The organism is Streptomyces sp. NPDC032198, from assembly GCF_040636975.1.
GTDB lineage: Bacteria > Actinomycetota > Actinomycetes > Streptomycetales > Streptomycetaceae > Streptomyces.
The window spans coordinates 346041-364975 of the sequence record NZ_JBEZVL010000010.1; the positions used below are offsets into that span (position 1 = coordinate 346041).

Below are 18935 nucleotides of genomic sequence, written 5' to 3' on the forward strand. Positions count from 1 at the left end.
TATCGGCAAGGGCGTTGTACGAAGACCCGGTCCGTGCCTTGGAGTTACTTGAGAATCATGGCCGCGTCGCGCCGCTGCGGCGCGGTGCCGCCGATGCTGAGGCTCCTGAAGGCACGGGCCCGGGGGAACCGACGACGCGGAGGAGGAGTGGATCGTGGCGGCATTGGCGCGATGGTGCTATCGGCACCGTCTGGTGGTCCTTGTGCTGTGGGTGGGAGCCCTGTTCGGACTGGGGGCCGCGGGGACCTCGGCGGGAACCGACTATTCGAATGTGTTCTCCCTGCCGGACACGGATTCCAAGCGCGCGTACGACCTGATGACGAAGGCCTTCCCGGAGAGCTCCGGAGACACCGACACGGTCGTCTGGCGCGTCGACCAAGGCGCTTCGGCCCGTGACGCGGACGTACGTTCCCGTATAGAGCCCGCGCTCAAGGAGATCGCCGGCATGAAGGGCGTCGGCGAGGTCGCGAGCCCGTACGCGTCCAAGGCGGCGGGCGCCGCGCAGATCAGCGAGGACGGGCGCATCGCCTACGCCCAGGTGAGCTTCGCCGAGGAGGCCAACTCCGTCCCCAAGGACCTCGTCCAGGACGTCGTGGACACGGCTCAGCACGCCGAACGCTCCGGCCTCCAGGTCGAGCTGGGCGGCCAGGCGATCACCCGCATCCAGGAGCCGCCCACCGGCATCGCCGAGACGGTCGGCATCGCGGCAGCGGCCGTCGTGCTCTTCCTGGCCTTCGGCTCGCTCTTCGCGATGGTGCTCCCGATCGTCATCGCCGTCTTCGGAGTGGGCCTCGGCATGCTCTCGACGATGCTGCTGAGCCACGTCACGGACATCCCCGAAGTGGCACCGCTGCTCGGCTCGCTGATCGGCCTGGGCGTCGGCATCGACTACGCGCTCTTCATCGTCACCCGGCACCGGCGCGGCATCCTGCGCGGCATGAAGCCCGAGGAGTCCGCGGTGCAGGCCATGAACACCTCGGGCCGCGCGGTGCTCTTCGCGGGCGGCACGGTGTGCATCGCGCTCGCCGGGATGCTGGTGATGAACATGCGCTTCCTGGACGGCGTGGTCATCGCGGCCTCCCTGACGGTGATCCTGAGCGTCCTCGCGGCCATCACGCTGCTGCCCTCGCTGCTCGGACTGCTCGGCCCCCGGGTGCTCAGCCGCAGGCAGCGGCGCCGACTCGCCGCGACCGGACCGGAGCCCGCCGAGGCGAGCGGACTCGCGGCGCGCTGGTCCTCGTACGTCCAGAAGCGTCCGCGCTCGATCGCGGCGCTCGCCTTCGTGGTGATGGCCTTCCTGGCGCTGCCGCTGCTCTCCTTGCGGCTCGGCGCGACCGACCAGGGCAACCACCAGGAGTCGACGACGACCCGGCAGGCGTACGACATGCTGGCCGAGGGATTCGGTCCGGGATTCAACGGGCCACTCCAAGTAGTGGCCGAAGAGACCGACACAGGAGCCCTGGTGTCGGCCATCCGCGAGACGGAGGGCGTGGCGAGGGTGGCGGCGGCCCCGCCCGCCGCGGAGGGCATCTCGGTCATCAACGTGGTCCCGACCACGTCCCCCCAGTCCGAGGAGACGGACCAGCTCATCGACCGTCTACGGGGAGACGTGATTCCGGAAGCCGGAGTCGACGCCCACGTAGGGGGAGTGACCGCCGTCTTCAAGGACTTCGCCGCGGTCACCGGTGATCGACTGCCCTACTTCGTAGGAGCGATCATCGCGCTCGGCTTCCTCTTGCTGCTGATCGCGTTCCGCTCGCTGGTCGTACCGCTGACGGCGGCCCTGATGAACCTGATCGCGGCGGCCGCCTCCTTCGGCGTACTGGTGGCGGTCTTCCAGTGGGGCTGGGGCACGGAGCTCCTCGGCATCGGCAAGGAGGGCCCGATCACCGCCTTCCTGCCCGTCATCATGCTGTCGCTGCTCTTCGGGCTCTCGATGGACTACCAGGTGTTCCTGGTGAGCCGCATGCACGAGGAATGGGTGCACACGAAGGACAACGCGCGGGCGGTGCGTGTCGGCCTCGCCGAGACGAGCAGGGTCATCAACTGCGCGGCCCTGATCATGATCTGCGTCTTCTCCGCGTTCGTCCTAAGCGGCGACATGGAGGGCGCGATGGCGGGCATCGGCCTGGCCGCGGCGGTCGCCCTGGACGCGTTCATCCTGCGCACGGCCCTCGTCCCGGCCGCCATGCACCTGCTCGGCCGCTCCAACTGGTGGCTCCCCGCGGGCCTGGAGAAGCGTCTTCCGCATCTGGCGGTGGAGCCGCGGGAAGCACCGGAGGAGACGGCACCCCTGCCCCACGCGCGCGTGGGGCAGTCCGACGGCGAGGGCGTCGCCTCCGTAGTGCACGGTTTCATCCGCACCGCGGACGGCGAACCGGTGGACGGCGCGACCCTGACCCTCCTCTCCAAGGGGGGCGGTCAGCTGGACCGCGTGACCTCACTTGCGGACGGCTCGTACATCGTCGCGGCACCGTCGGCGGGCGCGTATCTGCTGGCCGTCACGGCCCCCGGCTACGCGGCCCGCGCACGGCACATCGTGGTCGCGGACGAACCGCTGGTGTACGACGTGGAGCTGGCGCTCGGCGAGATGGACGCGGTGAACTAGCCGGTGGGTCCGGGGCGGACGGCCCGGACCCTCGGCAGCCCCGTAACGGACATCACCAGCGAGTAGAGCGAGGTCGTCGCAGCGATGAAGAGCCGGTTGTTCTTCGGTCCACCGAAGGCGATGTTGGCGACGGCCTCGGGGACCGCGATCCGTCCGATGAGGGTGCCGTCGGGGTCGTAGCAGTGCACCCCGTCGTTGAGGGCGGCAGCCCAGAGGCGCCCTTCGTCGTCGAAGCGGATGTTGTCGAAGCCGGAGTCCTTCGACTCGGCGAAGACGGTGCCGTCCGAGAGGGTGCCGTCGTCGCGCACATCGAAGGCGCGGATCTGGGCGGCGCGCGAGTCGGACACGTACAACTGCCGCTCGTCGGGCGAGAAGACGAGCCCGTTCGGCCCCTCGAACCCGTCGGCGACGATCCGTACGTCACCGGTCACGGGGTCGACCCGGTAGACGTTGCAGGCACCGATCTCGGCGGGCGCGCGGAACCCCTCGTAGTCGCTCGTGATCCCGAAGTCGGGGTCGGAGAACCAGATCGACCCGTCGGAGCGGACCACGGCGTCGTTCGGGCTGTTGAACCGCTTGCCCTCGAAGCGGTCGGCGAGGACGGTGACGCGGCCGTCGTGCTCGGTGCGGGTCACGCGCCGGTTGCCCTGCTCGCAGCTGATCAACCGCCCCTCGCGGTCCAGGGTGTTGCCGTTCACGTATCCGGCGGGCGTACGGAAGACGCCGACGGTGCCGGTCGCCTCGTCCCAGCGCAGCAGCCGGTCGTTGGGTATGTCGCTCCAGATGAGCTGCCGCCAGGCGGGGAGGTAGAGCGGCCCTTCGGCCCACCGGCAGTCGTCGTACAGCACTTCGAGTTTGGCGTCGCCGTTGGCGCATCGCCCCGTGCGGAAGCGGTCGTCCAGAATCTCGTACGACGTCGGGACTTTCTGGGAGGACATGACGACCCCTGTCTTCTGTAATGAATGAATGACATTCGGTAGTACGACGATATTGCAGTACGAGATATGGTGTGCGTCAAGAGTTCCAGGAGTTTGCAAGGGTTGACGACGGATGGCGGGGCCACGGCTGATGGACGACACCGACCGAGAACTGCTCGCACTGCTGCAAGAGGACGCCGCCCAGCCCTACGCGAGCCTGGGCAAGTCGGTGGGACTATCGGCGGGTGCGACCCATGAGCGCGTACGCAAACTGCGCGAGCGCGGAGTGATCCGCCGCACGACGGTCGACGTGGACCCGGCGGCCGTGGGCCAGGGCGTGCTGGCCTTCGTCATGGTCGACTCGACGGCGTGGATGGGGGACAAGGCGGACGACTTCGCCGCGATCCCCGAGATCCAGGAGGCGCACGTCATCGCGGGCGCGGCGAGCGTCCTGGTGAAGGTCCGCACGGGGACGACGGAGCAACTCCAGGACGTGCTGCGGCGGCTGTACGCGATCGACGGGGTGAGCGGGACTCAGGCGACGGTGTCCCTGGAGACGTTCTTCGAGAGGCCGGTGTCGCCGGGGGTATCGCCGAGGGTGGACTGAGGGCCCGTATCGCCGAGGGTGGGCTGACGCCCGCCGTCGCCCACTCCGAAGTCGCTCACCCCGCCGTCGCCCACTCCGAAGTCACGCACCTCGGAGTCGCCCACTCCGAAGTCACGCACCCCGAAGTTGCGCACTCCCGGCACCGCCGCCGTCCCCGCGCAGGCGATTCCCACCAAGGCCGCCGCGATCCACAGCGGGGTCGCCGTGCCCCACGCATCCGCCGCGAGCGGCCCGAGAATGTACGCGAGAGGCATCGCGGCCAGCGAAAGGAGCCAGTCGTACGAGGTGACGCGGGCCAGTACGCCGGACGGTATCGCCGCTTGCACCGAGGTCTCCCAGATGGGGCTGAGGAAGCCGAGCCCCGCCTGCGCGAGGCCGTACGCCGCGATCACGGCCGGCGTAGGGGCCTCGACCGCGAGCAGGGCGAGGGGCAGGGCGTACGTCGCGAGACCGAGGTTGGCCGCCAGGACCGGCCGCTTCGGCCGGGCGCGCCCGGCGAGCAGGGAGCCGGCGAGCAGGCCGACGGCGCCCGTCTGGAGGATTGCGATCCAGGTGCCTTCGCCGCCCAACTCCTCGACGGCGATGACGGGTCCGAGCGTCATGAGGACGGCGGCGGCGCCGTTCCACGCGGAGTGCGCGACGAGGCTGGTCCAGTACCAGTCCCGGCTCCGCACCTCGTGCCAGCCCTCGACGAGGTCCGTGCGGAGGGAGCGGCGTGCGGAGGGTTCCTCGGCGGCCGTGCGGTGGATCCGGACCGCCGTGAGGAGGCATGCGCTGACGGCGAAGGAAGCGCCGTCGAGGACGAACGCCCAGCCGGGTCCCGCGGTCAGGATCAGCAGCCCGGCGAGCGCGGGGCCGACGAGGGGGGCGCTGCTGCGGACCACGCCCAGGACGGCGTTGGCCGCGTGCCGGTCCTTCGCGGCGACGATCCCCGCGATGAGCGGCGACATGGTCGGCATGGCGAAGGCGGACGCGGCGCCGCCGACTGCTTCGGCGAGGGCGATGTGCCACAACTGGGGATCACCGCCGAGCAGTTGTAGCCCGACGAACAGCTGGGTCACGCAGCGCACCAGGTCAGCGGTGAGGGCCACGGTGCGAGCGTTGAAGCGGTCGCCCACGACACCGCCGAGCGGCAGCAACAGCAGCCTCGTCCCCATCGCGCAACCCAGTACGAGCGCCAGCGCGGAGGCGGATCCGGTCGCCCGGACGACGGCGAGAGCGAGGGCGGCGGGGATGACGGCATCGCCGATGAGGGACAGGGAGCGGCCGACGAAGAACAGCCGGAAGGAGCGGTTGCGCAGCAGGGGATGCGACAGCATGGAGGGGACTGTATTTCGGTACCGAACTATTCGTCAACGAAATATAAGGGACCGAAGCACGCGGAAGTAGGCTGCGTGCATGGCGAAGAGGCGCGAGAAGGAGAACGCGGGCGCGGGAGACGGGGAGGGGAGGGAGAGCAGAGTGTCGCGCGACTGGACGGACGGCCATGTGGAGCGCTGGCTACCGGTGCTCCCCGGCCTCGATCCCGACATCGAGGGCGCGGTCACGCGCTTGAAGAAGCTGACGGTCCATCTGCGCCGGGTCCGCGAACAATCCCTGGTCGACTTCGCCCTGGAGCGACACGAGTTCGACACCCTCCACAAACTCGCGGGCCGGGGCGGTCGCGCGACCCCCTCCGAGCTGGCCGCCGACCTGGACCTGGCCCCCGCCTCCGTGACGGGCCGCCTGGACGGGCTGGAGAAGCGCGACCTGATCCGCCGTACCCCGTCGAAGGCGGACCGCCGCCGGGTGGACGTGGAGCTGACCGCGTCCGGCAGGTCGATCTGGCTGGGCGCGATGGACGTCCTGGGCCACGAGGAGTACCGCCTCCTCGGGGTGCTCTCAGGCGAGGAGCGCGCTCAGTTCTCGGACATGCTGCGGCGGATCATGGTGGTGGCGGAGGAGGGCGGCGGGGCGCATTGGCAGTGACACGCGCCCCTACGGCCCCCGTACCGGCTAACTCCGCGCCAGCTCCGGCCGCTTGCGATAGTCGGTGAACCCCACGACGTTCCCCCACGGGTCGGCGAACTCCACGGTGTACCCGGTGGCGACGGAGAAGGGCGGCGCGAGCGCCTTGATCCCGGCATCCTCCAGCGCCCGCCCGGCGGCCCGCGCGTCGCCCACCTCGAGCCACACCCGGGGCGTGGACCAGGCGGACGGCCGATGCTCGACCCCCTCCTCCACCCGCAGCAGAATCCCGGGGGTCTCTTTCCCCACCTTCAGAATCGCGAGCCCGATCTCATCGATCCGGTGCGCGACGGGGAACCCGGACCGCTCATAGAAGTCGACGGCTTCGCCGAGGTCGCCGACGGGAAACAGGACGTTGTCGAAGCCGAGCAGCTCGGTCGACCGGTCAGCGGATTGACGCACGGGCTGGTCAACCGACAGGCCGACCGACTGGTTGTCTGACATTCCGTCAGGGTAAGTCGATTCCCTGAAACCGAGCGCAGGCGCGCATGAGCCGCGCTGCGTGTGTGCGTTTCTTCGACCGTCCGGACCATGCCCGTCAGTCCGATCTCCGACCGACGGCGGCGACATCAGTCCAGCGGTTCTCGCCCCGTGATCTGCCTGAACACGCCGTCGAGAAGAGTGTCATCGACTTCGAATTCCCCCTCGTAATCCACGAAGTAGGCGCCGCTCGTGTACGCCGACAGTTGCACCTGGAGCATCTCCAGGACCGAAAGGAATTCGATTTCTGTATCGGCGCCCACGAGGACCCCTGCAACACCGACGAAAGTTTTGTCCTTCCAGACCGCTGCATAAAGGTCGGATGAGGCGGACAGGAGGATGGGGAACCATTCTCCCATCATGTCCAGGTCGGGATTTCCAAGCCGCCGAACACGCCCGGCCTCTGCGACCGAGGGGAAGATGTAACCAGGAATGAAGGCGGCGGCGTCCACAGTTTGTCCTGTGCGGCGGCGTGTGCCGTCGCACCAAGAGAACCATTCCTTGACTTCACTCGGTGCACGGTCGCCGAGCGTCTGGTTCAACTCGGTCTCAGGAAGCCCTGGACGCACAAGGTCGGACGCCACAGGCCTCCTCAGCATCGACAGTTGCTCTTGGATTCCGTCCAACAACTCAGTCACTGCAGTCATGAATTCCTCGAAGGGGTGAAAGGTGCAGCAGGTGGGCGACGTGAATTTTACAGGCTAGCGCCTGAACCACCCTTCAGGGGCAACGTAGAACGAATCGCCGTTCTGAATACCATGCTCAGCGTAGAAGCTGCTCAAGAACCCTCCCTGCCTGTTGTTCTCGGCCCTTTCGATCAGAGTTGTCACAGCGCCATGGCCACCTTGGCGTGACGAAGCGAATGGGAATTCCTCCCACGTCATCTGATCGCCGGGTCGGTCCAGACCGCGTTGGGCATGACGCCGGTTCCGGCGAATGTTCCGGCGGCCGGTTTGGCGTTCGACGATTGGGCTCTCGCCCCTGGCCAACGCCTCCGACAGATTGTCGTTCACACCGGGGAACGTGTGCTCGTCGAAGTGAGCGACCGGTAGTGATTGAGCGGTTCCGGCGCTGTCCACGGCGAAGACCCGGCAGGGCGTAAGCCCGAGCGGATCGCTCCAGAGACAGGGGTTGCGAACATAGGCGACCGGATTGGGGGCGGGGGCGAGTCCGAGAGGGTCCGGGCTGACGTACCGAGCAGTTTCGGGGTCGTAGTGGCGAAAGAAGTTGTAGTGCAGGCCAGTCTCGGGGTCGAAATACTGGCCGGGGAAGCGCAGGGGAGTGTAAGCGACGCTGTCGGTTGCCCACGCTGTCGAACCCCAGAGGGTGGCGCGGCTGCGCCAGGCGATTCCACCGTCTTCGTCGATGAGTTCGGTGGGAGTCCCGATGGCGTCGGTGACGATCAAGAAGAATCGGGAGTCGATCTCGTCCTGTGGGGTGTCGACCGAGATCATCCGCTCCGTCTGGGCGACGGGGTTCAGACCTTCATGCTCCCAGGCCAGGGTCACTGGATTACGCAACTCTGCTGCCGAGGTCGTCTGTTCGCACAGATTGGTGCCGTCCCAAGTGAAGAGAGTCTCCTCAACGACCGCACTCCCATCGGGGGCAAGGCGTTGCTTTCCGATACGACGGCCGAGGGGGTCGTAGAGGTAGCGCCAGTGGGTGCCATCTGGAGTGGTGACAGATATGAGGCGATCCTCAGCATCCCAGGAGTAGCGCCAGGTATCCGGTTTGCGGGACAGGCGGGTCTTCTGGCGAAGCACGAGACGACCGAGCGCGTCGTGCTCGTAGCGGATCCGCCCTGCCCGGGTGATGCCGGTGCCGGAATAGTCGCGCGCTCCGGTTGCCTCGTGACCGGCGTGGCTGCGGGGCCACTCCGCCTGAGTTTGGTTGCCGGCCAAGTCGTAGGCGTAGGACTCGGTCCAGTCGGCTGCGTGGACAGCTGTGACTCGGGCTGCCATGTCCAGATCGAAACGACGAGTCCCGGACATCTGGTCGTCCACGCTTACCAGGTTGCCGTCATCACGGTAGGCGTAGGCGCGATGCTGAATGCGGCGCCCCCCGTTGCCGGTTACCGACTGGCTGGTAAGGCGCCCCAATTCGTCGAAGTCCTGAGCCAGGGAGAAGTGCGCGCCGTTGCGTCGTGCCACTTCCCTGCCCGACAGATCGCGATCGAAGTCGATGACGCGTCCGGAGGCGGTGAGTCGTTCGAGCTGCCCCGCCTCGTCGTAGGTCCAGGTGCTGGTTGCCCCGGTTGGGGTCGTACGGCTGGTGCGTCGGCCCATTACGTCGTACGTACTGGTGAGGAGTTGGCCGTTGGCACTCTCGGAGAGTATTCGACCGAACTGGTCCCGCTCCAGGACCAACGAACAGTTCTGGCCCGACGCGTGCGTCAGGCGACCCGAGGAGTCATGCGCAAAGGCGGTGACCGCACCATCGGCGTTCTTACGGATAAGCCGACCGAGCGCGTCGTGTTCGTAAGTGATGGTCTGACCGAGTACATCCGTACGGGAGGTGAGCCGGCCCGCGGGGTCGTGTGTATAGGTGAGCGAACGGCCTCTTCTTGAGCTTCTTCAGCTTCCCCGGCGCGTCCTCGAACTCCGACGTGAACGATTCTGCCGTCTTGCCCGCCCAGGTCAGGATCGCGTCCTCGCCCGCCATCCCCTTGATGTCGCGCAGGACCTTCGAGACATCGTCGGCGAAGTCGTGCAGATTCTTGGCGAGGTTCCGAACCCGGTCTGGATCACCCGGCGTCGGGTCCTTGTCCAAGTCAAGGACATGCCAATCCGCCGGACGATTCCCCGCCATACCGCAACCCCCGCCAGGCTCGTGCTTCGTCTATCGGTTGATGGACTGGATCTCTTGGACGTTGACGTCCTGCGTCCCGTCGAAGGTTCCGTTCGGGAGGTCGCCGCCGGTGTTGTCGGAGCCCTCCCAGGTGATCTCCCAGGTGATGGACGCCTTCAGCTGGAACGGCTTGCCGCCGGTGGAGCGGAGGTAGGAGATGCCGCACGGCGGGTCCTGCTTGGAGGAACCCTTCGTGTACGGAGTGCCGATGCTGCCGTCGTCGTTGATCTTGCAGTCGCCGGATGCGGGAAAGGTCCGCGCGTCCTTCGTACCGGGGTCCAGGTGGAGGGCGACCGGCTTGGCGGTGGTCTCCGCCCATAGGCCCGTGCCGGGCAGCTCGGCGCGGACCTTGACCGGCTCGAACTTGCCCTTGTCCAGCCATACCCAAGTCGGCATGTTCACCGTCGACCTGGCCTCGGGCTTCAGCTCGACCTTGGTGTCGGGGACCTTGACCTTGTCGTACGCGTACGAGGCGAGGACCTCGGGCGTCGGGGCGTTGTCGATCTTCGGGAGGGTGCCGGCATCCTGCCAGAAGAGGATCTCTTCGCAGTCGTACCCCCCTGGATCGTCCTTCATGGCCGGGTTGACGACACCGCGCCAGAACTTGCCGTCCTTGCCGAGGTTGAAGTTCTTGTAGCTCTTGATGCCGTCGCTCGGCGACTTGTCCTTCTCGAAGGTGTTCACCATCAGCTCCTGGCCCCAGCTGAGCGTGGGTGTCACCTTGACCAGGTTTTCGTTGGGCGTCTTCTTGAGCTGGTCCGTCGCGGCCTTCACCTCTTCGGAGGTCGCCACGGGCTCGTACCAGCAGGCAGGGGGCTTCCAGTTCGGGTCCACCGGAGCGAGTCCCTTGGCGGAGGAACCACCCTTGCCGCCGCTGACCTGGTTGACCTTGATGTTCGTGGTGCCGACCCCGGCGTTCAGCGTGTTGCCGTTCGCGCCGCCCGAAGGACCCGGCGGACTCTGGTTGTTCTTGTCCCCGATGGCGTACGCCGCCGTGGACGAGAAGCCGAGAGTGAGGGCTGTGGCGAGCAGAAAGACGCCCGCCTTAGAGGTGGTCCGCACTACTTGCACCCGCCCGGGACGGTCTCGAGCGAGGCCGTCTGCCACACACCCTGCTTGGACTTGGTGAGCCTGGCCCGGTACTGCAGCACGGAGTCAGGAGTGTCGGGGGTGGCGGTGACCTTCTTGGTCTTGCGGTTCTTCGTGGACGACTCGCGCTCGTCAACGCAGTAGAAGAACACGGCTGCGTCCTTGCCGCTGACGTTGATCTTGGGGTTGTAGGCCTTGATCTCACCGATCAGGCTGTCGTCGGTGTCGGCGAAGCTCTTGATCCACTTGCGGGCCGTGGTGAGGGAGGAGCCCGAGTCGTAGAACGCCACCGCCTCCGACTCCGGGTTCGACTCGATGATCGCCGCGTACTTCGCCCGCAGCTCCTCCTTGCCGTCGTCCAGGATCTCCTGGACCTTCGGGTCGCTGTTCGTCCAGTTCGCGAAGTTCGCCTGGAACTCGGCCGGAAGCTTGATCTCCGGCCGCTTCACCCCATCCGGCTTCGCGGAAGCGCTCGCCGAAGCCTTGTCGCCCCCGGCGCCCGCCCCCTCGATCTTGTCCGAGGAGCCGCCGTCGTCGCCCCCCGATCCGCACGAGGTCAACAACAAGGCCGCGGACGCGGTGAGCGTGGCGGTCAGGAGCCGGATGGGGCGGCGGTTCACTCTGGACTCTCCCGTGGGGTGGTGAGGGCGTAACACAAGCGAACACACGCTATCTGTGGGGGTCATGGGGACGCACATGGGCCCCGCTCCTCGAAGGAGCGGGGCCCATGTCAACGTACGGACGAAGAAGAACTCAGAAGCGCCGAGTGATCAGCGCCCGCTTTACTTCCTGGATCGCCTTTGTGACCTCGATGCCTCGCGGGCAGGCGTCCGTGCAGTTGAACGTCGTGCGGCAGCGCCACACGCCGTCCTTGTCGTTCAGGATCTCCAGGCGCTGCTCGCCCGCCTCGTCACGCGAGTCGAAGATGAAGCGGTGCGCGTTGACGATCGCCGCCGGGCCGAAGTACTGGCCGTCGTTCCAGAACACCGGGCACGACGACGTGCACGCCGCGCACAGGATGCACTTCGTGGTGTCGTCGAACCGCTCGCGGTCCTCCGGCGACTGCAGGCGCTCGCGCGTCGGCTCGTTGCCGGTCGTGACCAGGAACGGCATGACGTCGCGGTAGGCCTGGAAGAACGGGTCCATGTCGACGACCAGGTCCTTCAGGACCGTCAGACCCTTGATCGCCTCGACCGTGATCGGCTTGGACGGGTTGATGTCCTTGATCAGGGTCTTGCAGGCAAGGCGGTTGCGGCCGTTGATGCGCATGGCATCCGAGCCGCAGATGCCATGGGCGCAGGAGCGACGGAAGGTCAGCGACCCGTCCATGTCCCACTTGATCTTGTGAAGGGCGTCGAGGACACGCTCCTTCGGGTCGATCTCGATCTCGAAGTCTTCCCACGTCGCGTCCGCCGAGACCTCGGGGTTGAAGCGGCGGATGCGGAAGGTGACCGTGATGTACGGGGAGTCGGCGAAGCCGGCCTCGGGCTTGGCGTCTTCCTTGTCGAGGGTCGGGGTTGCCATCAGTACTTACGCTCCATCGGCTGGTAGCGGGTCTGCACGACCGGCTTGTAGTCGAGTCGGATCGACTCGGCGCCGTCGTCGCCTACCTCGCGGTACGCCATGGTGTGGCGCATGAAGTTGACGTCGTCGCGGTTCGGGAAGTCCTCGCGGTAGTGACCGCCGCGCGACTCCTTGCGGGCCAGGGCCGACTGCGCCATGACCTCGGCCAGGTCGAGCAGGTTGCCCAGCTCGATGGCCTCCAGGAGGTCGGTGTTGAAGCGCCGGCCCTTGTCCTGGATCGAGACGTTGAGGTAGCGCTCGCGGAGCTCCGCGATCTTCTCCACCGCCGTCTTGATCGTCTGCTCCGTGCGGAACACCATGACGTTGGCGTCCATGGTCTCCTGCAGCTCCTTGCGAAGCTCGGCGACCCGCTCGTTGCCCGTGGCGTCGCGCAGCCGCTCGACCTGGGAGACGACCAGCTCCTCGGCGTTCTCCGGGAGCTCGACGAAGTCGTTCTTCGCCGCGTACTCGGCGGCGGCGATGCCCGCGCGCTTGCCGAAGACGTTGATGTCCAGGAGCGAGTTCGTGCCCAGGCGGTTGGCGCCGTGGACCGACACGCAGGCCACCTCGCCCGCCGCGTACAGGCCCGGAACGACCGTGGTGTTGTCCGCGAGGACCTCACCCTCGACGTTCGTCGGGATGCCGCCCATGGCGTAGTGCGCGGTCGGCTGGATCGGGATCGGGTCCGTGTAGGGCTCGATGCCGAGGTACGTGCGCGCGAACTCCGTGATGTCCGGGAGCTTGGCGTCGAGCTGCTCCGGCGGGAGGTGCGTCAGGTCCAGGTAGACGTGGTCGCCCTCGGGGCCGCAGCCGCGGCCCTCACGGATCTCCGTGTAGATGGAGCGGGACACGACATCGCGGGACGCGAGGTCCTTCATCACCGGCGCGTACTTCTCCATGAAGCGCTCGCCGTCCTTGTTACGGAGGATGCCGCCCTCACCACGGGCGCCTTCCGTAAGAAGGATGCCCATGCGCCAGATGCCGGTCGGGTGGAACTGGAAGAACTCCATGTCCTCCAGCGGCAGACCGCGGCGGTAGCAGGCCGCCTGGCCGTCACCCGTCAGGGTGTGCGCGTTCGACGTCACCTTGAAGAACTTGCCGGTGCCGCCCGACGCGTAGACCACGGACTTCGCCTGGAAGAGGTGGATCTCGCCGGTCGCGAGCTCGTAGGCGACCACGCCCGCGCTCTTCTTGACGCCGTCGACCTCTACGAGGAGCTGGTCCAGGACGTAGAACTCGTTGAAGAACTCCACGCCCTCCTTGATGCAGTTCTGGTAGAGCGTCTGGAGGATCATGTGGCCGGTGCGGTCGCCCGAGTAGCAGGCACGGCGGACAGGAGCCTCGCCGTGGTTGCGGGAGTGACCGCCGAAACGGCGCTGGTCGATCTCACCCTTGGGCGTACGGCCGAAGGGCAGGCCCATCTTCTCCAGGTCGAGGACCGCGTCGATGGCTTCCTTCGCCAGGATCTCGGCGGCGTCCTGGTCGACCAGGTAGTCGCCGCCCTTGATCGTGTCGAAGGTGTGCCACTCCCAGTTGTCCTCTTCCACGTTGGCGAGCGCGGCGGCCATGCCGCCCTGCGCCGCACCGGTGTGGGAGCGGGTCGGGTAGAGCTTCGTCAGGACCGCGGTGCGGCTGCGCTTCGTCGACTCGATGGCCGCGCGCATGCCCGCGCCACCGGCGCCGACGATGACAGTGTCGTACTTGTGAATCTTCACTGGGTTCGCCTCGGCTTTAGCGGATGTTCGGGTCGAAGGTGAAGATCACCAGCGTGCCCAGAAGGATGGTGAACACCGTGGCGGTGTACAGCAGGCCCTTGAGCCACAGGCGCGTGTTGGCGCGCTCCGCGTAGTCGTTGATGACCGTGCGCAGGCCGTTGGCCCCGTGCAGCATCGCGAGCCACAGCATCAGCAGATCCCAGACCTGCCAGAACGGCGAGGCCCAGCGGCCCGCGACGAACGCGAAGCCGATCTTGCTCACGCCGCCGTCGAGCACCAGCTGGATCAGCAGGTGGCCGAGGACCAGGACGACCAGGACGACGCCGGACAGGCGCATGAAGAGCCATGCGGCCATCTCGAAGTTGCCGCGGGTCGAGCGCGGGGTCTTGGAGGTGCGCTTGCGCGGCGCCTCGATGAGGGGAGCCGGGTTGTCGACGTCGTAGAGCGAGGCGCCTTCGACGGGACCCACTCCGGACACTCCGGACTTCTCGAGCGTGGTGTCGGACATCAGGCGTCAGCTCCCGAAGACTTCGCGGACGGCGTGGCCGAGGACCGGGTAGAGCGCCCCCACCATCAGGACGACCCAGATGCCGACGACGGTCCAGAGCATCTGCTTCTGGAAGCGCGGGCCCTTCGACCAGAAGTCGACGGCGATGACACGCAGGCCGTTCAGCGCGTGGAAGAGGATGGCGGCGACCAGGCCGTACTCAAGGAGTGCGACGAGGGGGGTCTTGTAGGTGCTGACGACATCGTCGTACGCCTCCGGGGAGACGCGGACGAGAGCGGTGTCCAGCACATGCACGAACAGGAAGAAGAAGATGAGGACGCCGGTGACTCGGTGAGCCACCCAGGACCACATTCCTTCCCGGCCGCGGTACAGCGTTCCAGCCGGCACGGCAGAACCCTCCGGGAGCGGGGATTGGGGCCAGCCGGCTTGGGTGGTCGGACGGGCCCGGCCGGGTACGGTCCACCGGCCGCTCGTCATCGTATCGACGAGTTGTCGGTTCGCTCGCGCGGGGTAGCCAGGTGTGATCAAACAGGCAATCAAACAGGCACGTACGGGCTATTCAGGTCGTGCACGAGCCGGGTGAGTCGCCCGCGGGCCAGCTTCCGCATTTCCTCGGCCGCGATGACCCGCTCCTCCTCCTGGTCGTTGCCGAGGCGCGTGCGGATTCCGGCGAGCAGATGGTCGAGCGCCTGGGTCGGCGGGACGTCGTCCAGGCAGATCACGAAGACGTGACCGAACCGGCTCTCGTACGCGGCGTGCGCGGCCTGCAGGGCGGTGTGCGCGGCGGTGTAGGTGCCCTGCCGGGGGAGCACCGGACGCAGAGGTTCGCAGGCCAGGGCCTCGACGAGGTCCGCGGGCGGCAGGTCGTACGCCGCTTCGTCGGACGCGGCGAGCAGGGCGTCCAGGTCGGGATACGGCCGGTGGGCGACGAGTCGGCGGGCCCAGAGATGGCTGCCGCAGCAGGCGAGCAGCGCGGCTTCGGCGGCGCCGGGCTCTGCGTTGTTCAGTTGCTCCGGGACGCGGCTCGGCTGCGCCTGAGGGCTCGGTGAACGGTGCGGGGACAGCGGGGGCTCCTGGGCAGGGGGCATCGAAAGGGGGAGACGTGGGGGATTTGTCGTAACGCTAGCGAGGCTTGGTGGGGACTGTCTGACGGATGCGTGAATTTCACCCGGATGGGAGAGTTTCGCTTCGCGTGGTGGACGGTACCGCTGTGGGGCACGTCTTACCCTCGCCGCATGACTGCTGCCTGCGCCGCTCGTCTCGCCCCCGCTGCCCGGTGGGGGGATTCCTGCGCCGCCGCCTCGCGGCGGACGTTTCCCACCGGCCCCACGGGTCCCACAGGTTTCACAGGTCCCACCGGACCGTCTGGCCGCCCGGCGGGCTTCCCGTGCCCGGGCGGCAGCCGATGATCCAGCGGCGTTTCGCCCTCGCCTCCGCGGCCCTCGTCGCCGGTGCCGTCGCCCTCGCCGTGGCCGTCTGGCCCGGCGGCGGGAGTGACGGCGGGCCCGCGCATCCCCCCTCCGACAACAAGTCCGCGGTCTCCCCGGCCCCCTCGCCCACGAAGTCGTACCCCCTCTCCAAGGCCCCGGCCACCATCCCCGCCGTCCGCGAGCACAGCGCTGCGCGCGGACCGGGCTGGAAGCCGGCGGACGGCGGGCGTGTCGTCACCGGTGACGAGGACCTCGCGGACGAGGGCAAGCTGCTCGCCGGTGAGCTGAAGCTCGCGTACGCCGGTGACGCCGACCCCCGCAAGGGCGACGTGGAGCTCGCGCTCGACCCGGAGGGCGCCGACGCCTCCGGCGGCAGGGACGAGTCGTACACCCTCTCCGTGAAGGGGCAGCGGGTGAAGATCACCGCCCCCGAGGAGGCCGGTGTCTTCTACGGGACCCGCACCCTGAAGCAGGAGGTGCGCGGCGACCGGACCGCGCCCGAAGGCGTCGTACGGGACGAGCCCGCCAAGCCGCAGCGCGGATTCATGATCGACATCGCACGCAAGCACTTCGACGCGAAGTGGATCGAGGACCGCGTACGCGAGCTCGGCGACCTCAAGTACAACGAGCTCGGCCTGCACTTCTCCGACGACCAGGCCTTCCGCATCGAGTCGGACTCGCACCCCGAGATCGTCTCGCGCGACCACCTCACCAAGGCCCAGGTCCGCCGCATCCTGAAGCTCGCGGCAAGCCGCCACATCACGGTCGTGCCCGAGATCGACTCGCCGGGCCACCTCGGCACGGTCATCGCCGCGCACCCCTCCCTCCAGCTCCGCGACACCCGCGGCGTCGCGGCGCGCGGCGCGGTCGACATCTCCAAGCCGCAGGCCGCGGAGATCGTCGACGACCTCCTCGAGGAGTACGCGGACCTCTTCCCCGGGCGCTACTGGCATCTCGGCGCCGACGAGTACCGCGCCCTCACGGTCGCCGACCCCGAGGCCAGCTATCCGCAACTGGCGTCGGCGGCCCGCGAGAAGTACGGGTCCGACGCCCGCGTCCAGGACCTGGCGACCGGCTGGCTGAATGACCGGGCCGAGACCATGCGCCCCTTCGAGCGCGGGCTCAGGGCCTGGAACGACGGGTTCTTCAGCGGCGGCGTGGAGAAGGCCGACGAAGATCTTGACGTCGCGTACTGGACAGGCAAGGAGATCGGGGCGAGGGAGCCCGCCGAGTACCTGAAGGCGGGCCGGAAGGTCATCAACTACAACGACGAGTACCTCTACTACGTGCTCGGCCAGCCCAACACCTTCCGCTATCCGACCGGGCAGCGGATCTACGAGCAGTGGACCCCGCTGGTGATCCGCGGGACGAAGCCGGTGGACGCCAAGTACGACGACCAGATCCTCGGCGGCTCCTTCGCGGTCTGGTGCGACCTGGCGAACTCGCAGACGCAGGAGCAGGTGGCGCAGGGCATCCGGATGCCGCTGCGGGCGACGGTCCAGAAGCTGTGGGATGCACGCGAACCGGGCCTGTCCTGGCGGGAATTCGTGAAGTTGGCCGACCGGACGGGGTAGGTTCCGGGAGCCGCCGACGCCCTGGGGAGGGACGTGGGCGGCCTCAGTCGTCCTGTCCTGGACGCTCTTGGACGTCCTTGACACTCCTGGATGCTCCTGGACGAACCCGTGGGGGGTTGCTCGGTCATGCTGTGCACGGAATGTCAGTCCAATACGGCGACGACGTCGGAAGGCCTCTGTGACATGTGCGTCACGGTGGCCGCCCAGGCGAGCCGGCCCGGCGGACGCTCCGCCTACCTCCGCTCGCCCATGGGACTCGGCCGGGCCGCCGTCGCTCTGCTGGGCGTCGTCATCGCCGCCGACCTGTACTCGCTGTGGGCGGGCACGGTCATCCAGGGCGCGATGGAGGATCTGCGCATCTCGCGCGACACAGTGGGGTGGTACGGCTCGGATCTCGTGCGCGAGGCCGAGCGGGCGGACACGCTGTACGGCGTCTCCGGCTGGCTGCAGACGGCCGCCCTGGTGGCGACGTGCGTCGTCTTTCTCTGCTGGTTCCACCGGGTCCGCGTCAACGCCGAGGTGTTCGAGCCGTATCTCCAGACCAAGACACGCGGCTGGACCGTGGGCAGTTGGTTCGTGCCGGTCGTGAACCTGTGGTTCCCGCGGCGGATCGCGATCGACATCTGGGATGCGAGCGGCCCCCGTTCGGTGGCCCTCGACCGGACGATGACCCTGTCCGGCCCGGCCGGCCGCCCGTCGCACCCGCTGGTCAACGCCTGGTGGACGCTGTGGCTCGCGACCCTCTTCGTCGGCCGCTGGGCGACGACGGCGTACTGGGACGCCGAGGAGGTCGACGAGGTCGAGGCGGCCGTCTCCAAGCTGATGTTCTCCGACGCGCTCGACATCGTGGCCGCCGTCCTCGCGATCCTCTTCGTACGCCGCCTCACGCGGATGCAGGACGCGAAGGCCAGGGCGGGTGCGCCGATGCCCGGCCTCGACGGAGAAAGCGCTTGAGATCCGTTTTCGGCTTTTTGGTGGCGAACTTGCTTACGTCTGTGGTGTATTCGCCCAAAGCCGATCGAAGTCGTCGAGCGCAGTTGAGCAGAGTCGAACACACGGGGGGACGCGAGCATGGGCTACTGGGGTTACTACGTCGTGGGCAGGAGTGAGCGGCCACTCGTGGAACTCGCGGCGGTGGCGGCGGTGCGGGACGAGCTCAGCCTCCTCGTCCAGCGGGACGACGGCTGGCAGGTGTGGGAGGTGCCGGGCGGTGACGGCGCGCGTGACGTCGGCAACATGAACACCCTGGCCCTGGAGACGGGTTCACCCGCACTCTTCGGCTACGTCATGGACAGCGACTGCGTGGTCATCGAGGCGGCGGCGCCGGAGAGCGGCGTATGGACGACGTGCCTGGCCCGCGAGGCGATGGCCGGATACCTCGGCGACGACGGCCTCGCCCTGGAGGACTACTTCCTCGAACCGCGCGACGCGGCGGACCGTGCGGTGACGTGGGCGGCGGAGTCGGGCAGGACGGTGGCGCCCGCGCCGCTGCTCGACGTGCTGAACGCCGCCGCCGAACCGTCGGCGGAGGAACTCTTCTTCCGCTTCCTGGACCGTCTCGGAGTGGTACCGCAGTGAGGTGCCGCAGCT

Annotated in this window: 17 protein-coding genes and 1 pseudogene; 6 read left to right on the plus strand and 12 right to left on the minus strand. The window is 67.9% G+C overall.

Annotation, left to right across the window (positions count from 1 at the left end; translation table 11 throughout):
- Positions 1-163: 163 nt before the first annotated feature.
- Entirely contained in the window at positions 164-2608 is a 2445-nt protein-coding gene (locus AB0E78_RS27420) for an MMPL family transporter (protein WP_361837781.1), read from the plus strand.
- Here the strand turns inward: AB0E78_RS27420 and AB0E78_RS27425 are convergent.
- Positions 2605-3546 (minus strand): SMP-30/gluconolactonase/LRE family protein, encoded by a 942-nt coding sequence (locus tag AB0E78_RS27425; protein ID WP_361837542.1) that lies wholly within the window; start codon positions 3544-3546, stop codon positions 2605-2607. The two genes, AB0E78_RS27420 and AB0E78_RS27425, sit on opposite strands and share 4 nt — an antisense overlap.
- A 130-nt stretch (positions 3547-3676) precedes the next feature.
- On the opposite strand from AB0E78_RS27425, the gene AB0E78_RS27430 reads away from it, so the two are divergent.
- The gene (locus tag AB0E78_RS27430; protein ID WP_361837545.1) at positions 3677-4132 is read left to right on the plus strand and encodes an Lrp/AsnC family transcriptional regulator; all 456 of its coding nucleotides are present in this window, start codon (positions 3677-3679) and stop codon (positions 4130-4132) included.
- Here the strand turns inward: AB0E78_RS27430 and AB0E78_RS27435 are convergent.
- Positions 4060-5451 carry an MFS transporter gene (locus AB0E78_RS27435; RefSeq protein WP_361837547.1) on the minus strand — a complete coding sequence of 464 codons (1392 nt, stop codon included), beginning with the start codon at positions 5449-5451 and terminating at the stop codon, positions 4060-4062. The two genes, AB0E78_RS27430 and AB0E78_RS27435, sit on opposite strands and share 73 nt — an antisense overlap.
- A gap of 79 nt (positions 5452-5530) precedes the next feature.
- On the opposite strand from AB0E78_RS27435, the gene AB0E78_RS27440 reads away from it, so the two are divergent.
- On the plus strand, positions 5531-6100 hold the full coding sequence (locus AB0E78_RS27440) for a MarR family transcriptional regulator (RefSeq protein WP_361837549.1): 570 nt from the start codon (positions 5531-5533) through the stop codon (positions 6098-6100).
- A 27-nt stretch (positions 6101-6127) separates the two neighbouring features.
- Here the strand turns inward: AB0E78_RS27440 and AB0E78_RS27445 are convergent, their stop codons facing one another.
- The 10 genes and pseudogenes from AB0E78_RS27445 to AB0E78_RS27490 all read right to left on the minus strand — a co-directional run bounded on the left by AB0E78_RS27445 (position 6128) and on the right by AB0E78_RS27490 (position 15429).
- Entirely contained in the window at positions 6128-6583 is a 456-nt protein-coding gene (locus tag AB0E78_RS27445; RefSeq protein WP_361837552.1) for a VOC family protein, read from the minus strand.
- A gap of 125 nt (positions 6584-6708) precedes the next feature.
- The gene (locus tag AB0E78_RS27450) at positions 6709-7266 is read right to left on the minus strand and encodes a hypothetical protein (protein WP_361837554.1); all 558 of its coding nucleotides are present in this window, start codon (positions 7264-7266) and stop codon (positions 6709-6711) included.
- Positions 7267-7320: 54 nt separating this feature from the next.
- Positions 7321-9177 (minus strand): annotated as a pseudogene (locus tag AB0E78_RS27455) (RHS repeat-associated core domain-containing protein); the annotation flags it as partial.
- A 280-nt stretch (positions 9178-9457) separates the two neighbouring features.
- The gene (locus AB0E78_RS27460; RefSeq protein WP_361837557.1) at positions 9458-10528 is read right to left on the minus strand and encodes a hypothetical protein; all 1071 of its coding nucleotides are present in this window, start codon (positions 10526-10528) and stop codon (positions 9458-9460) included.
- Positions 10528-11175: a hypothetical protein gene (locus AB0E78_RS27465; RefSeq protein WP_361837560.1), complete on the minus strand. Its 648-nt coding sequence runs from the start codon at positions 11173-11175 to the stop codon at positions 10528-10530. The genes AB0E78_RS27460 and AB0E78_RS27465 overlap by 1 nt, the downstream gene beginning before the upstream one ends.
- Positions 11176-11308: 133 nt before the next feature.
- Complete coding sequence (locus tag AB0E78_RS27470) at positions 11309-12079, minus strand: succinate dehydrogenase iron-sulfur subunit (RefSeq protein WP_361837562.1); 771 nt, start codon at positions 12077-12079, stop codon at positions 11309-11311.
- Entirely contained in the window at positions 12079-13833 is a 1755-nt protein-coding gene (gene sdhA / locus AB0E78_RS27475) for a succinate dehydrogenase flavoprotein subunit (protein ID WP_361837564.1), read from the minus strand. Before sdhA ends, AB0E78_RS27470 begins: the two co-directional genes overlap by 1 nt.
- A 16-nt stretch (positions 13834-13849) precedes the next feature.
- A complete protein-coding gene (locus AB0E78_RS27480) occupies positions 13850-14341 on the minus strand; it encodes a succinate dehydrogenase hydrophobic membrane anchor subunit (RefSeq protein WP_361837565.1) in 492 nt (163 codons plus the stop codon).
- A 6-nt stretch (positions 14342-14347) separates the two neighbouring features.
- Entirely contained in the window at positions 14348-14728 is a 381-nt protein-coding gene (sdhC, locus tag AB0E78_RS27485; RefSeq protein ID WP_283779093.1) for a succinate dehydrogenase, cytochrome b556 subunit, read from the minus strand.
- A gap of 149 nt (positions 14729-14877) precedes the next feature.
- Positions 14878-15429, minus strand: coding sequence for a 2-oxo-4-hydroxy-4-carboxy-5-ureidoimidazoline decarboxylase (locus tag AB0E78_RS27490; protein ID WP_361837569.1), 552 nt, complete (start codon positions 15427-15429; stop codon positions 14878-14880).
- Between the two features lie 317 nt (positions 15430-15746).
- Here AB0E78_RS27490 and AB0E78_RS27495 point away from each other — a divergent pair, with 317 nt between their 5' ends.
- From AB0E78_RS27495 to AB0E78_RS27505, 3 genes are all read left to right on the plus strand, one after another.
- Entirely contained in the window at positions 15747-17345 is a 1599-nt protein-coding gene (locus AB0E78_RS27495; RefSeq protein ID WP_361837572.1) for a glycoside hydrolase family 20 protein, read from the plus strand.
- 183 nt (positions 17346-17528) lie between these two features.
- The gene (locus AB0E78_RS27500; RefSeq protein ID WP_361837575.1) at positions 17529-18299 is read left to right on the plus strand and encodes a DUF4328 domain-containing protein; all 771 of its coding nucleotides are present in this window, start codon (positions 17529-17531) and stop codon (positions 18297-18299) included.
- 117 nt (positions 18300-18416) lie between these two features.
- On the plus strand, positions 18417-18923 hold the full coding sequence (locus AB0E78_RS27505; RefSeq protein ID WP_361837577.1) for a hypothetical protein: 507 nt from the start codon (positions 18417-18419) through the stop codon (positions 18921-18923).
- Positions 18924-18935: the final 12 nt, after the last annotated feature.